The following is a 14,163-nucleotide window of genomic DNA, read 5'->3' as shown; positions in this document are numbered from 1 at the left end:
ACCTCTTTCAAAATGGTTTTTAATAAAGGGAATTACATCTTCTTAAAACTTCTCAAAACAAGGTATTCCCACAATCTCCAAGGAAGAATTTTCTTTGCAAAGATCATAAACTTTACACCTTTTCCAATCGGATATCGTAAATTCGTACGCTTAGATTCAGCAATTTCTACAATTTTATTAGCAACATCTATCGGATTGCCAAATGTATCACTGCCGTTATTAATATGTTTTTGTATTTTATCCATATATTCTTTGTAAGGAGAAGTAGTATCAGATTGGTTTGTAGCTAGTTGTTTACCAACTTCCCATATATTCGTGTTATAAGAGCCAGGTTCCACTAAAGCAACATCTATTCCAAAAGGTTTTACTTCTAAACGAAGGGATTCACTCCATCCTTCTAATGCATGTTTTGAAGAAACGTAAGGAGATAGACCGGGGAATCCAACTTGTCCACTAATGCTACTTATATTAATTATTTTTCCACTTTGTTGTTCTCTCATATATGGTAAAACAAGCTGAGTGATCGATATAGCACCAAAAAGATTCGTTTCAAATTGTTTGCGATATTCCTCTACTGGAATTTCTTCTACAAAGCCACCATTAGCATATCCTGCATTATTAATAAGGAGGTCTACTCTGTTTATTTCTTTTAAAAATAATTGAAAGTTATGTATAGAGTTTTGATCGGTTACATCTAATTGTTGAATTTTAATGTTTTGCTGTAAGCTGAGTTGGGTAGCTATAGATAGTAAGTTCACTTGTTTTTCAAGGTTCCTCATTGTAGCGATAACGAAATAGTCTTTTTTCGCAAGTTCAATTGTTGTTAAAAGACCGAATCCACTTGAAGCCCCGGTTATAACTGCGATTTTTTTATTCATTTTTTGCTCTCTTTCTTTTTCTTTTATCATAACGAGTTATGATAAGAAAATCTATTATTCTTATATTCGTTTTGAGAGCATTACCCGTTAACTCTATATTCTATGTGATTTTTAAAAGAGGAAATTATACGGACTCAGCGTATATAGAGAAGTGAGTATGAATACGTTTATGAAATGAGGGAAGAGAGATGGCCCATGTGAAAGATGTATTAGCAGATCAGTTATTAGCGAATGCGAACGATCCTAGTTGGTATATTCCGTTTTCAGATGCAGTTAAGGGTTTATCTGAGAGGGAAGCTTTCTGGAAACCGAATGAAGAGAGTAACAGTATAGCTGAAATTGTACAACATTTATTGTATTGGAATTCTACGTGGCAAACTAGATATAAAGAATCGAATGTGAATGCTGTGCCTGCTATCGGAGATAATAACAAAAGTTTTATGCTTTCAAATAATCAAACTTTCGATGAATTACGAGAAAAACTACTAGAGAAACTGTTACTATGGCAAAATCTCATAAATGAAGAAAAGGTTGAAAGCGATGTAGTGGGATTTCCTGTTTCTGCAAAGTGGTGGGAAGTGCTAGCCAATGTAACTACTCATAATGCATATCATATCGGTCAAATTATTTACATCCGAAAATTACAGAAGAGTTTTGATGGTGAATAACATAATAATTTTCAAATTAGGTGAACAAAAGTGGACAAAACGAGACTAATGTCTCATTTTGTCCACTTTTTTATTTTCAACATAGAGAGAAAACCTATTAAATCAAGGATTGGAAATTGGCACGGTACTTGCTATATAAAAGATGAACAAGAAAATAGGAGGGCTGAACATGTTAAAAACAACTGAAAGTAAAGGGAATGGAATTACGAAAGAACAAGCTCGCTGGATGTACGAAAAAATGTTAGAGATTCGTAAGTTTGAAGATAAGGTGCATGAATTATTCGCGCAAGGCGTTCTGCCAGGTTTCGTTCATTTATACGCTGGGGAAGAAGCGGTAGCAGTTGGTGTATGTGCTCACTTAACGGATAGTGACAGTATTACAAGTACGCATAGAGGCCATGGGCATTGTATCGCAAAAGGTTGCGATTTAAACGGTATGATGGCTGAACTTTTTGGGAAAGCGACAGGGTTATGTAAAGGTAAAGGCGGCTCCATGCACATTGCTGATTTAGATAAAGGAATGCTTGGTGCAAATGGCATTGTAGGTGGTGGTTTCCCGCTTGCTTGCGGCTCAGCATTAACAGCTAAATATAAAGGAACGAAAGATGTAAGTGTTTGTTTCTTCGGTGACGGAGCAAATAATGAAGGAACATTTCACGAAGGGGTTAATTTAGCGGCGATTTGGAAATTACCAGTTATTTTTATCGCAGAAAATAACGGTTACGGTGAAGCGACAACATTTGAATATGCTTCAAGTTGTGATTCCATTGCAGATCGAGCGAAAGCTTACAATATTCCAGGTGTTCAAGTGGATGGAAAGGACTTGCTTGCGGTGTATAAAGCAGCGGAAGAAGCAGTAGAACGTGCTCGTAATGGCGGTGGTCCAACAATAATTGAATGTATGACATATCGTAATTACGGTCATTTCGAAGGTGAAGCACAAACGTATAAAACTTCAGAAGAAAAAGAAGAACATTTAAATGAAAAAGATGCGATTGTGAATTTCCGTAAGCATTTAATTCATGAAGCTTTATTAACTGAATCTGAGCTTGTAGATATGGAAAAGGCAGTAGATGAAGCGGTTCAAAAATCAATTGAATTTAGTGAAAATAGTCCATATCCAGAGGATGAAGAGTTATTAAAAGATGTATACGTTTCTTACAAATAAGAGGAGGGTGAAAAATAATGACTAGAACAGTAAGTATGTCAACTGCAATTAATGAAGCGATGAAAATCTCAATGCGTCGTGATGAAAACGTAATTTTAATAGGAGAAGACGTTGCAGGTGGTGCACAAGTTGATCACTTGCAAGATGATGAAGCATGGGGCGGTGTTCTTGGTGTTACGAAAGGCCTTGTACAAGAATTTGGCCGAAATCGTATTTTAGATACACCAATTTCAGAAGCGGGTTACATGGGAGCAGCAATGGCAGCTGCGGCAACAGGACTACGTCCGATTGCTGAATTAATGTTTAATGATTTTATCGGTAGTTGTCTTGATCAAGTATTAAACCAAGGTGCAAAGTTCCGCTATATGTTCGGTGGTAAAGCGAAAGTGCCAGTTACAGTACGTACGATGCATGGTGCAGGTTTTAGCGCAGCTGCACAACATTCACAAAGTTTGTATGCGTTATTTACGAGCATTCCAGGTATAAAAGTTGTCGTTCCTTCTACTCCATATGACGCAAAAGGCTTATTATTAGCGGCAATTGAAGATGATGACCCAGTAATCTTCTTTGAAGATAAAACACTTTACAATATGAAAGGTGAGGTGCCGGAAGGGTATTATACAATTCCATTAGGTAAAGCAGATATAAAACGTGAAGGTTCTGATGTAACAATCGTCGCCATTGGAAAACAAGTTCATACAGCACTTGCAGCTGCTGAGCAATTATCGAAAAAAGGACTTGAAGTAGAAGTAATTGATCCACGTTCTTTATCACCACTAGATGAAGATACGATTTTAGCATCAGTTGAAAAAACAAATCGCCTTATTGTTATTGATGAAGCAAATCCAAGATGTAGTATCGCAACGGATATTGCGGCAATTGTAGCGGATAAAGGATTCGATTTGTTAGATGCACCTATTAAACGAATTACAGCACCACATACACCAGTTCCGTTCTCGCCACCACTTGAAAAGTTATATTTACCAACGCCGGAAAAAGTAATTGAAACTGTATCAGAAATGATCGGAGACCAATCTTTATTACATGTGTAATAAAACGATGAGAAGGGAGAGAGAAGCATGGCTGTAGAAGTTGTAATGCCGAAGTTAGGTATGGCGATGAAAGAAGGTGTTATTACGAGCTGGAATATTAAAGCAGGCGATCATGTATCAAAAGGTGAACTAATTGCTAGTATTAATTCGGAAAAAATTGAAACTGAAATAGAAGCACCAGCGGATGGAACTGTTCTTGATATAGCTGTAAGTGAAGATGAGGGAGTTCCACCTGGCACTGTCATTTGCTATATCGGTAAGCTGAACGAAAAAGTAGAAATCAATGAAAGTATAAATGTTGTAGAAGAAAAAGCACCTAATCTAGAGCCTAAAAAGGTCCAACATCCAGAACCATATGCGAAAGAAGTGGCGAAGCAAAGAATCAAAATTTCACCTGTAGCGAAGAAAATTGCAAAGTCTGAAAATCTAGATATCAAAGCATTAGTTGGTACAGGACCTGGCGGAAGGATTACAAAAGTAGACGTATTAAAAGTGATTGAAGAAAGAGTAACAATTCCAGAAGTACTTGAACAAGAAGAAAGTAAAGCAATTCCTGTTACTGGTATGCGGAAAGCAATCGCAAACCGTATGCATGCAAGTTTACAAAATAGTGCGCAATTAACATTAACGATGAAAGTAGATGTTACAGATTTAGTTGCTTTACATAAAGAAATAGCGGCAGTTGTACAAAAACGATACGATAACAAACTAACTATTACGGATTTCGTTTCTCGTGCTGTTGTATTAGCCCTTGGAGAGCATAAAGAAATGAACAGCGCTTATATGGATGATACAATTCATCAATTTGAACATGTTCATTTAGGCATGGCAGTCGCATTAGAAAAAGGATTAGTCGTTCCAGCTATTCGCTTTGCTAATGATCTATCTTTAGTAGAGTTATCTAAACAAATTAAAAATGTTGCACAAAAAGCAAGAGAAAGTAGTTTAAGTAGTGATGATATGCAAGGGACAACCTTTACAATTAGTAATTTAGGTAGCTTCGGTATTGAATATTTTACGCCAGTATTAAATACACCTGAAACTGGTATTTTAGGTATAGGTGCAATTGAACATGTTCCAGTATATAAAGGGAAGAAAATAAAAAAAGGCAGTATGTTACCTTTAAGTTTAACATTCGATCATCGTGTATTAGATGGTGCACCAGCAGCTGCATTTTTACGCACAATTAAACGTTATTTAGAAGAACCTGTAACAATTCTTTTATAAAGAGAAGGTGAGAGAATGAGTAAACTAGTCGTTATTGGTGGCGGACCTGCTGGCTATGTAGCAGCAATTACCGCGGCTCAAAGTGGAAAAGAAGTCACTCTTATTGATGAAGCTGATCTTGGCGGGACTTGTTTAAATGTTGGGTGCATGCCTACAAAATCATTGTTAGAAAGTGCAGAAGTGCATGACATTGTGAGAAAAGCGAATCATTATGGAATTATGCTTAACGAAGGAAGTATTTCAGTTGATTGGAAGCAAATGCAGGCGAGGAAATCACAAGTTGTAACACAGCTCGTCCAAGGAATTCAATATTTAATGAAGAAAAATAAAATAAAAGTTATACAAGGTAAAGCAAGATTTGAAACGAATCATCGTGTGAGAGTTACACACGGTGATAAAGAAATTGTAGTAGATGGAGAACAGTTCATTATTGCAGCAGGTTCAGAACCGACTGAATTACCTTCTGCTACATTTGATGGGAAATGGATTTTAAATAGTAGCCATGCAATGTCCCTAGAAAATATACCGAAATCATTATTAATTGTTGGTGGTGGTGTAATAGGATGCGAGTTTGCAAGTATTTATAGTCGTCTTGGAACAAAAGTTACGATTGTTGAAATGGCACCGCAATTATTACCTGGTGAAGATGAAGATATCGCACACATTTTAAGAGGGAAACTAGAAAATGATGGCGTAGAAATATTTACAGGAGCAGCTTTAAAAGGATTAAATAATTATAAAAAGCAAGCTTCATTTGAATATGAAGGAAGTACCCAAGTAGTTAATCCAGAATTTGTTCTCGTTTCTGTCGGCCGAAAACCACGTGTACAACAATTAGATTTAGAAAAAGCAGGCATTCAATATTCAAATAAAGGAATTTCTGTGAATGAACATATGCAAACCAATGTATCACATATTTACGCAGCGGGTGATGTGATTGGTGGAATCCAGCTTGCTCACGTTGCTTTCCATGAAGGAACGACAGCAGCATTACATGCGAGTGGAGAAGATGTAAAAGTAAACTATCATGCTGTACCTCGCTGTATTTATACAGCTCCAGAAATTGCTAGTGTCGGTTTAAGTGAAAAATTAGCAAGAGAGCAATATGGTGATATTCTTATCGGAGAGTTTCCTTTTTCAGCAAATGGAAAAGCGCTTATTATTGGAGAACAAACGGGTAAAGTAAAAGTCATTGTGGAACCTAAATATCAAGAAATTGTAGGGATTTCTATTATTGGTCCACGTGCAACCGAACTGATTGGACAAGGAACTGTAATGATTCATACAGAAGTTACTGCTGATATTATGAGAGATTATATTGCAGCACACCCAACTTTATCTGAAGCGATTCATGAAGCGCTATTGCAAGCGATAGGACATGCTGTACACGCTTAAATGGAAGTGTAATAAACCACTATTCTCTAAATGTATGAGAGAATAGTGGTTTGAATTTTTACAGAAGAAATTGAATATCCTATTATTTTTTTACTTCAATCGCTGAAGTAATATCGTTCCAATCAGCAGCTAAATTAGCAGTTTTACCGTACCAATCAGCGTGTTTAAATATAACACCTTTTCCATATCCTTGTGTAGAAGTATGCTCCCAAAGTGTCGTTGAATAACTTGCTGAAGGTGATGCTGTACTTACAGAGGAAATTCTGTCGTTCCAGCTAGATGGCAAGTTTTTAAAGCCGCTGCTCCAGTAAATATATTGGCCACCTTTATCTTTATGTTCATAAAAATCAGTACTACCAGCACCGCTACCTAAAGGATTGATTTTATTTTTAAGTACTTTTTTATCCTTTTCAATATAAGCATCTAATGTTTCGCGGCTAGTAAAACCATAAGCTAGCCAATCTCCATTTTCATTTTGCTCTGGTAATACCATAGTAATTTGGATGTCTTTCTTATCTTGATCACTTAATTTTGTAAGAGAATTAACATTCTGTTCATCCACTTTTAAATAATCAAAAGACTTAATTGTGTTACCTTTTTCTTCAGCACTTGCTACTCCTAGTCCTCCAGTTAATGCAAATCCCACTACTAATGTACCTGCTACTAATTTCTTCAACATATAACCATACCTTTTTGTTTAGATTTTTGTACTAGTAAAATGTATTCTAATTATCAACTATCGTAAATATTCTGGAGTTTTAGAAGTGAAAGGTGGAATATTTACAGTTTTGCATTTTTTCTTTAGAAAAAATAGGTATTAGAATGATATAATAAATAGGTATATCGCTTTTGTTGGATGTTAAAATATTTTAGGAGGGAAGCTGAAGAAGTAACGATTTGTGCAAAAGATGTATTGCTGGAGATAGATTACTAGTAAACTTGATGACTTTACAAACAAAAAAACAGTCGTATTTGACTGTTTTTTATTTAGTTGCTAAATTATCAAGTTTCCAATATGTATCTGTTAACGGCGCGGCTTTGCTATCTATGTATAGATACATATTATTTAAATCTTTTGGTGAAGTTTTCAGTTCAAATACAACGTCAGTAGTTAAAGAGAATTCGTGTGGAACATTTTTATAGTGCTCGTCATATATCGGATGAGCTTCACCTTCATATTTCTGACCAGTTTTTTCATCTTGTATGAAATATTTTATTTCCGAAAGATCAATAGTTTGTCCATCATCTCGAACATTATTAATCATAACACGAGTAGTAATGCGCCATTCTTTGTCTATTTTTTCGAATTTAGCATTTTCAACAGTTGCTCTATAGTATTCATTTTTAACTATTTCCCCATAATGCATTGCATTCTTTTCAAGAGCGCTCTTTTCTTGTTTTGGTGCAGTATTCCCATTACATCCTGCCATTAGTCCTGTAAATAATAATGCTGTACAAGTTACTTTCATTATAGATTTCATAATAATTCCTTTCTGTGTTAAAAAGTGAGGCATAGGAATAATTTTACATTAATAAAAGGATGAATGGAAGTATAATTGTGAAACATGCAAATATGCATTTATTTAGTTGTTAATTTAATGGGATAGAAAAGGGGAGAAAACCTGTATAGAGCTGAATAAAGAAGTATTGAAAATATTGTAAAACAGAAAAAACATGCATATAATTAAAAGATGGATAAATTTTACGAATATTCAATGATAGTGGTGAGAACATGTTTACTGAAGAGCGTAGAGAGAAAATTTTGGAGTTACTTAAGAAAAATGGAAGGGTAATTGCTAAAGATCTTGCGGAAAGTTTTGATATGTCTATTGATTCAATAAGAAGAGATTTGTCTATTATGGAGAAGGATGGCTTATTAAAAAGAACGCACGGAGGTGCAATTGAACTTGCTCGAGTAAGGAATTTAGCTGCTGAGCGATTTGAACGTTATAGTAATGGTTCTGTATATGAAGACGCAATTGCAAAAATCGCAGCTTCTTATATACAAGAAGGAGATTCTGTTTTTATTGGTGGGACTTCTATTCATTATGTCATGTTAAAATATTTACCTGAAACATCATTTACAGTTGTTACAAATTCTATAGAAATTGCTAGTACGTTACGGGAATATAAGAACATTGATACGTACTTAATTGGTGGAAAGGTGAAACCATCAGGAAATATGACAGATACACTTGCCTCAGAATGGATAAGTAGATTCTCTATTGATCTGTATTTCTCTACAGGTGGTGGCATTTCATTGAATGGTATAAGTACTGCAACGCCTGAAGTTGCTTATTTTAGTAAAACAGTAAATAAGATTGCTAGACGAAATATTTGTTTAGTTCCTCACAATAAACTTGGAATAGACTACTTTATAAAAGGAGAATCACTGATTGAAATTGACCTTATAATAACAGATTCAGAGGCTAGTAAAGAAACGATTCAACAATTTGAGAAACAAGGTAAAGAAATTGTAATAGCATCAATAGACTACTTTTAAAAGGAGCTTGAAATGATTATAAAAGGACAAAAATTCCACATAAATGGATTAGTTTATACAATTCGTTCAGCAACTGAAACAGATGCGGAACAGTTATCGGAAATTAGAGTTCAAATCGATGGAGAAACTGAAAACATGGATAGAGAAGCTGGAGAGGGATTTATAGATAAGATAGGTTTTCAAAAAATAATAAAAGCAGATAGTGGCGAGACAAAGAATTTGTTTTTAGTTGCAGAAGTGCACAACCGAATCGTTGGGTTTTCAAGATGCGAAGGGTCAAATTTGAAGAGATTATCTCATAAAGTAGAATTTGGCGTTTGTATTTTAAAAGAGTTTTGGGGATATGGAATAGGTAAGAGTCTATTGCAACAATCTATTCATTGGGCTGATGAAAATGAGATTAAAAAGATATCATTACAAGTATTAGAGACAAACGAAAAAGCCATTCTACTTTATAGAAAATTAGGTTTTGAAGTAGAAGGAATTTTGAAAAATGATAAAAGACTGTCAGATGAAAAGTATTATAATACGGTTGTAATGGGAAGGTGTATTTGAGGTGTTTATAAAAGAGGTGGAAATGTATGTTTTATAGAAGAAAGTACTATATAGTAAAGAATGAATTTACAGAAATATTTAATGAGCATTTTAATAAAACAAACTTACCAAATCAGTTAAAGCATGGTTCCAGGCTAATAGGACGCTGGATGAAAGATAATAAGAATGGTACGACTGAAGTGTTTGCAATATGGGAATATGATAGTTATGAACAATATAAAGAAATAGAATCAAAGATTAGAAATGACGAGAAGCATATTAGAAGAATACATGAATGGTATGAAAAACATGGCGGGAAAAAATATGTTTTTCAGAAGTACATAGTAGAGATGAAAAATGAAGAGTTAGTGTGTACTGTAAAGTGATAGAGATGTGAGGGATAATGGGAATGAAAACAAAATTATATTTTAGTGTAGCATCCACAATTTTATTTGCAATAGCCGTGATTGTTTTCTTTATAAATGGAAATCCACAAAAGTGGTTTTGGTTATGTATTTTCTTTGCTTCCATTATACAAAATATAGTGCTACTAAAAAAGAATAAAGAAGTGCATTAAGATATTCAAATTATTAACATATTTGTGTCGTCTTTCTAGTTTTGTTGAAAACGCTTTTATTCAGTTTTATAATAAAAGTATGTTTTTACAAATCTCCAAAATAATGAATAGGGAGATGATATAATGCTAGCTTCACCGTTTTACTTACATACATGGAAAAAGTTTGTTGATGAAGGTGTCCTTGATTCGAACCGTATAAACGAAAGAATTTCAGAGTCATGGTATCGATGTAAACAAGCAAATGTGAATCCTCATATGAATAAAGGTCAGAAAATTTTGTCTTCTAATATTTTTCAAGACCAAAAGAAAAAGAGTGAAATCTTCCTAGATATAGCAATACCTCAAATACAAAATATGAGAAAAACCATTGATGAACTGCAAATGATGGCATTATTAATCGATCCAGACGGTTACGTTCTATCGTTAAGTGGAAATAAACAAACGTTGCAACGAGCGAAACATATTAATTTCGTTGAAGGTGTGAAATGGACGGAAGCGGCTGTTGGTACAAATGCGATAGGAACAGCGTTAGAAATTGAAGAGGCTATTATGATAAGTGGTACAGAGCATTATTCTGTCGCATCTCATAGCTGGAGCTGTGCGGCCGCTCCTATTCATAATGATGATGGGAAATTAATAGGCGTTCTAGATTTCTCTTGTCCGATTGAGTTTTCGCATCCATATATGCTCGGTATGGTAACTTCGATTGCACATGCGATTGAACGTGAATGTAGTATTCGAGTACATCAAAATGAACTGCAGTTAATCCATCGTTTTTTAGATGTAATTGACAGTGATGAACAAGTAGTAATTTGTAATCATCGCGATGTTATCGTTTCTGCGAGCAAGAGGGTTCGGGAACGAGTATGTAATTGGTCACGAATGAAACTTGAAGATTTAATGCACTATGGATTGAAAACTAAATTAGAAGTTCCAGTATACAGTAATAATAGAATGATTGGGAAATGTATTTATGTAAAGGAAAATAAACAAGGAAATTTATTTTCAACTGTCCCACTTATAAACGGAATTACTTTCCCTGGAGTGATTGGGACGAGCAGTGCATTTCAACATACTTTAGAAGAAATTAAGCTTGTATCTCCAACTGATGCTAGTGTATATGTGTGCGGGGAAACAGGTGTAGGGAAAGAATATGTAGCGAGAGCGATTCATGAAAATAGTCCAAGAAAAAATGGTCCATTTATAGCTGTTAACTGCGGTTCATTACCGAAAGAATTAATGGAAAGTGAATTGTTTGGTTATGCTGAAGGAGCGTTTACAGGTGCACGGCGCCAAGGATATAAAGGGAAATTCGAACAAGCAGATGGAGGAACAATATTTTTAGATGAAATTGGTGAAGTGCCTCCAGAGATGCAAGTCGCATTATTGCGTGTTTTACAAGAACGAACAGTAACCCCAATTGGCAGTTCAAAAGAGGTACCGGTAAATATTCGTATTATTACTGCGACACATAAAGATTTATTGCGATTAGTAGAAGAAGGAAAATTTCGTCAAGATTTATATTATCGGTTACATGTTTATCCGCTTTATGTTCCAACGTTAATAGAAAGAAAAGAGGATATTCCATACTTCATAAAACATTTTTGTGAACAAAAGAATTGGAATGTTGTATTTCCAAAAAGTATTTGTAATCAATTTTATCAGCATACATGGCCCGGAAATATTCGAGAATTATTAAATGTATTAGAACGCATTTACATTTTATCGCAAGGACAGGAAATATGCGAAAAACAAATCTCTTTTTTATTACAAACAATGATGGGAAATCAACATCAACTTGCATTGCAAGCAGAAAATAAAATAGAGAACACATTAAATTTCCGCGAAAGAATACAGCGTGACAGCATGATTGAAGCGCTAGAAAAGACGAACGGAAATGTTTCGTTAGCTGCAAAACTTTTAGATGTACCTCGAAGTACATTTTATAAACGAATGCAAAAATATAAGCTATAAAGTAGATTTTTGTAATCTACTTTTTCTTTGTGGGCTCATGTTCTGTCGGAATATGCGCTTACCGGGGAAATAATAAAATAGTTAGAAATAAATTTCCGAAAGGGGGACTTATGTGAAGTATATTGAAATTGGTATTGGAAATAGGTGGTTCGTTCGAACAGAAACCGAAAATAAAGATGGAACTGAATTTGAGGAAAGAGGAATTATAAAACCTATTTATTTTGAGTCACTGTACGTACGAATGTGGTTTCGGAAAACGTGTTTAATTTTTGATACGAAAGAAGGGTTTAAAAAGGTTAAGAAGAGGAGGATTGATTATAAATTTATAGTTGGAATTGTAAGTAGACTGAATAAAGAAAAGGTGTACTAACATACGTAGTTATATTGACCAGAAAATCCTTTTGACTTATATCAAATTCATGAAAAGCAATTTTTATAAATATAAATTGATAATAAAACCGCTAAGGAAACTTAGCGGTTTCTTTTTAAATGGGAGGGATTTTCGTATGAATAGGATCGTAACGGTTTTACTTGCAATTATTATAATGGGGTATTCCATTTATAGTTGGAATGATACTTCGGAAATGAGTATGCTAATTTTACAAACGCTTTTAGGTTTTATGTTAGTTAGCTTAGGGGTGCAAAATTTAAAAAATAACGAAAAAGAAAATAGAAGTATAGGGATCGCTTTATTACTCGTGGCTTTGTTTTTAATTGTTGTATCTTTAATAAAATATTTTGTATGAATAAGTTTTTAAATTAATAAAAAATTAAAATTCTACTTGTATTTCACTATATAAAATATGACATAATGATTTAGTTAAAATAGAAATGGATAGGGTATTTGAGAGGGGCAGTATAATGAGTTTTGCAATAGAAATAGTAATAAAAGCACCAATGGATGTTGTATGTGACTACATAATAGAAGATGAAAAAATAAAAGAATGGAATACGTTTATAATAGAAAATCGCTATCCTTCAAATATGGATAAAGAGAATCCACGTGTAGGAGATAAATATATTACTGTTCAAAAAGTCGGTAAGAAAATATTCGAGGCTGAAGTAGAAATCCTTGAATACGATGCACCTCATATTATTTCACTTGGCAGTGAAATGAAGCAAGGTTATTCAGCAATGACTTATATGTTAGAAGAAGATGAGGAGGGTACAGCACTTACATTAATTTCAGAATATGAACCTAGTAATTTTTACTATAAAATTATGTATAAGTTAACAGGCTGGATTTCACGAGGTTTAACTATGGAACAAATTGAGCGTCTAGCAGAATGTGTAGAAGCTGCTTATCATAAAGAAGATTAATATTAAAAATAAGGTAAAAGCGTTACTCAATTCCGTGAGTAACGCTTTTACTGCTTGAAGATTTTTCATTGAAAATCTCAATAGCTCTTTCATATATTTCTTTATCAACACAAAATCTTTCTGTTATCCAATAATTAAGTTCAGAAGATGTAAGGCTTTGTTCTCTTTTCTTATCTTGGAAATATTGTTTTAAAACATTATCATTAATAGAAGTTGGAATACCATCGATATAACCGAAAATCTGAATTTTCTTTAATACAGGAGATGTATGCCAATCGTTAGACTTTGTAATGAGTTCTTTCATACTTGATAAATCTATTGGCTCTGTATGTAAGATTTTTGCTGGACCTGGATTTCTAGTAATTTCAATCTTATTATTTGAGACTTCATAAGTAAAAGTTTCCCTTACATTACTTACTTGAAATGATTCATAAAGTGGATAAGCTTGGAATAAAGGTGCACAGTAACCAACATCAACATAGTAAGGCTGCTCTAAGTTAACGCGTAAGCATAAATGTCCGGGATTCATATACAAATAATGAACGTCAAAACCAAGGTTTGATAATAACCAATGAAATCTAATTGAGTGCGTCCAACAAGTACCCCCCAGACCTTTTGTAGTAATACGGTTTATGTATGTATCAATGGAAGGGAAATAATTACCTGTTTCATTACCTTTTTCCCAGTCAATTATTTTAGTAAGAGTTTCCCACTTTATTTTTTCTTGATGAGCTTTAATAAGCTCATTTAAAAACTTTAAGCTAGTAGGTTGATTTGTAGTACCTAAAAATGATAGAAATTTATTTACTAGTTTTTCTTGAGACATTTTCTGATCCTTTCTATATAGAAATCGTTTTTGGTATTATT

17 protein-coding genes are annotated in these 14,163 nt (G+C 34.0%); 13 read left to right on the top strand and 4 right to left on the bottom strand.

Features of this window, described 5'->3' with window-relative positions:
- Positions 1-32: 32 nt before the first annotated feature.
- Complete coding sequence (locus PDK19_RS14090; RefSeq protein WP_001034816.1) at positions 33-878, bottom strand: oxidoreductase; 846 nt, start codon at positions 876-878, stop codon at positions 33-35.
- Positions 879-1,066: 188 nt separating this feature from the next.
- On the opposite strand from PDK19_RS14090, the gene PDK19_RS14085 reads away from it, so the two are divergent.
- The 5 genes from PDK19_RS14085 (at position 1,067) to lpdA (ending at position 6,388) form a co-directional block, all read left to right on the top strand.
- Positions 1,067-1,546, top strand: coding sequence for a DinB family protein (locus tag PDK19_RS14085; protein WP_000951609.1), 480 nt, complete (start codon positions 1,067-1,069; stop codon positions 1,544-1,546).
- A gap of 169 nt (positions 1,547-1,715) precedes the next feature.
- Entirely contained in the window at positions 1,716-2,714 is a 999-nt protein-coding gene (gene acoA / locus PDK19_RS14080; protein ID WP_000921306.1) for an acetoin:2,6-dichlorophenolindophenol oxidoreductase subunit alpha, read from the top strand.
- Positions 2,715-2,731: 17 nt separating this feature from the next.
- Positions 2,732-3,766 carry an acetoin:2,6-dichlorophenolindophenol oxidoreductase subunit beta gene (gene acoB, locus PDK19_RS14075; RefSeq protein WP_000198893.1) on the top strand — a complete coding sequence of 345 codons (1,035 nt, stop codon included), beginning with the start codon at positions 2,732-2,734 and terminating at the stop codon, positions 3,764-3,766.
- A gap of 27 nt (positions 3,767-3,793) precedes the next feature.
- Complete coding sequence (locus PDK19_RS14070; RefSeq protein ID WP_088106749.1) at positions 3,794-4,993, top strand: dihydrolipoamide acetyltransferase family protein; 1,200 nt, start codon at positions 3,794-3,796, stop codon at positions 4,991-4,993.
- 15 nt (positions 4,994-5,008) lie between these two features.
- The gene (gene lpdA / locus PDK19_RS14065; protein WP_000041225.1) at positions 5,009-6,388 is read left to right on the top strand and encodes a dihydrolipoyl dehydrogenase; all 1,380 of its coding nucleotides are present in this window, start codon (positions 5,009-5,011) and stop codon (positions 6,386-6,388) included.
- A gap of 82 nt (positions 6,389-6,470) precedes the next feature.
- Here the strand turns inward: lpdA and PDK19_RS14060 are convergent, their stop codons facing one another.
- On the bottom strand, positions 6,471-7,067 hold the full coding sequence (locus PDK19_RS14060; protein WP_014893655.1) for a hypothetical protein: 597 nt from the start codon (positions 7,065-7,067) through the stop codon (positions 6,471-6,473).
- 304 nt (positions 7,068-7,371) lie between these two features.
- Positions 7,372-7,869: a hypothetical protein gene (locus tag PDK19_RS14055; protein WP_000836196.1), complete on the bottom strand. Its 498-nt coding sequence runs from the start codon at positions 7,867-7,869 to the stop codon at positions 7,372-7,374.
- Positions 7,870-8,120: 251 nt separating this feature from the next.
- Here PDK19_RS14055 and PDK19_RS14050 point away from each other — a divergent pair, with 251 nt between their 5' ends.
- The 8 genes from PDK19_RS14050 (at position 8,121) to PDK19_RS14015 (ending at position 13,296) form a co-directional block, all read left to right on the top strand.
- Entirely contained in the window at positions 8,121-8,891 is a 771-nt protein-coding gene (locus PDK19_RS14050; RefSeq protein ID WP_000493617.1) for a DeoR/GlpR family DNA-binding transcription regulator, read from the top strand.
- 12 nt (positions 8,892-8,903) lie between these two features.
- Positions 8,904-9,446 (top strand): GNAT family N-acetyltransferase, encoded by a 543-nt coding sequence (locus PDK19_RS14045; protein WP_049111449.1) that lies wholly within the window; start codon positions 8,904-8,906, stop codon positions 9,444-9,446.
- Between the two features lie 26 nt (positions 9,447-9,472).
- A complete protein-coding gene (locus PDK19_RS14040; protein WP_270707371.1) occupies positions 9,473-9,811 on the top strand; it encodes an NIPSNAP family protein in 339 nt (112 codons plus the stop codon).
- 23 nt (positions 9,812-9,834) lie between these two features.
- Positions 9,835-10,002 (top strand): hypothetical protein, encoded by a 168-nt coding sequence (locus tag PDK19_RS14035; protein WP_162495409.1) that lies wholly within the window; start codon positions 9,835-9,837, stop codon positions 10,000-10,002.
- A gap of 123 nt (positions 10,003-10,125) precedes the next feature.
- Positions 10,126-11,976, top strand: a complete 1,851-nt coding sequence (locus tag PDK19_RS14030; protein ID WP_000881417.1) for a sigma-54-dependent Fis family transcriptional regulator — start codon at positions 10,126-10,128, stop codon at positions 11,974-11,976.
- Positions 11,977-12,088: 112 nt separating this feature from the next.
- A complete protein-coding gene (locus tag PDK19_RS14025; RefSeq protein ID WP_000873848.1) occupies positions 12,089-12,346 on the top strand; it encodes a DUF3977 family protein in 258 nt (85 codons plus the stop codon).
- 136 nt (positions 12,347-12,482) lie between these two features.
- A complete protein-coding gene (locus tag PDK19_RS14020; RefSeq protein ID WP_001080079.1) occupies positions 12,483-12,722 on the top strand; it encodes a DUF3953 domain-containing protein in 240 nt (79 codons plus the stop codon).
- A 115-nt stretch (positions 12,723-12,837) separates the two neighbouring features.
- Complete coding sequence (locus tag PDK19_RS14015; RefSeq protein WP_046647307.1) at positions 12,838-13,296, top strand: SRPBCC family protein; 459 nt, start codon at positions 12,838-12,840, stop codon at positions 13,294-13,296.
- Between the two features lie 22 nt (positions 13,297-13,318).
- On the opposite strand, the gene PDK19_RS14010 is transcribed toward PDK19_RS14015, so the two are convergent.
- A complete protein-coding gene (locus PDK19_RS14010; RefSeq protein WP_270707369.1) occupies positions 13,319-14,122 on the bottom strand; it encodes an arylamine N-acetyltransferase in 804 nt (267 codons plus the stop codon).
- Positions 14,123-14,163: the final 41 nt, after the last annotated feature.

The sequence above is a fragment of the Bacillus cereus group sp. BcHK124 genome (assembly GCF_027712065.1).
Taxonomy (GTDB): Bacteria; Bacillota; Bacilli; order Bacillales; family Bacillaceae_G; genus Bacillus_A; species Bacillus_A pacificus.
The sequence above is the reverse complement of the archived record's forward strand: the minus strand, read 5'-3'. Positions and strand labels throughout refer to the sequence as shown.

Coding starts and splice junctions, on each gene's coding strand:
- PDK19_RS14085 (WP_000951609.1), top strand. CDS start 1,067: ATGGCCCATGTGAAAGATGTATTAGCAGATCAGTTATTAGCGAATGCG.
- PDK19_RS14030 (WP_000881417.1), top strand. CDS start 10,126: ATGCTAGCTTCACCGTTTTACTTACATACATGGAAAAAGTTTGTTGAT.
- PDK19_RS14035 (WP_162495409.1), top strand. CDS start 9,835: ATGAAAACAAAATTATATTTTAGTGTAGCATCCACAATTTTATTTGCA.
- PDK19_RS14055 (WP_000836196.1), bottom strand. CDS start 7,869: ATGAAATCTATAATGAAAGTAACTTGTACAGCATTATTATTTACAGGA.
- PDK19_RS14090 (WP_001034816.1), bottom strand. CDS start 878: ATGAATAAAAAAATCGCAGTTATAACCGGGGCTTCAAGTGGATTCGGT.
- PDK19_RS14015 (WP_046647307.1), top strand. CDS start 12,838: ATGAGTTTTGCAATAGAAATAGTAATAAAAGCACCAATGGATGTTGTA.
- PDK19_RS14040 (WP_270707371.1), top strand. CDS start 9,473: ATGTTTTATAGAAGAAAGTACTATATAGTAAAGAATGAATTTACAGAA.
- PDK19_RS14045 (WP_049111449.1), top strand. CDS start 8,904: ATGATTATAAAAGGACAAAAATTCCACATAAATGGATTAGTTTATACA.
- PDK19_RS14050 (WP_000493617.1), top strand. CDS start 8,121: ATGTTTACTGAAGAGCGTAGAGAGAAAATTTTGGAGTTACTTAAGAAA.
- PDK19_RS14010 (WP_270707369.1), bottom strand. CDS start 14,122: ATGTCTCAAGAAAAACTAGTAAATAAATTTCTATCATTTTTAGGTACT.
- acoA (WP_000921306.1), top strand. CDS start 1,716: ATGTTAAAAACAACTGAAAGTAAAGGGAATGGAATTACGAAAGAACAA.
- PDK19_RS14060 (WP_014893655.1), bottom strand. CDS start 7,067: ATGTTGAAGAAATTAGTAGCAGGTACATTAGTAGTGGGATTTGCATTA.
- PDK19_RS14070 (WP_088106749.1), top strand. CDS start 3,794: ATGGCTGTAGAAGTTGTAATGCCGAAGTTAGGTATGGCGATGAAAGAA.
- PDK19_RS14020 (WP_001080079.1), top strand. CDS start 12,483: ATGAATAGGATCGTAACGGTTTTACTTGCAATTATTATAATGGGGTAT.
- acoB (WP_000198893.1), top strand. CDS start 2,732: ATGACTAGAACAGTAAGTATGTCAACTGCAATTAATGAAGCGATGAAA.
- lpdA (WP_000041225.1), top strand. CDS start 5,009: ATGAGTAAACTAGTCGTTATTGGTGGCGGACCTGCTGGCTATGTAGCA.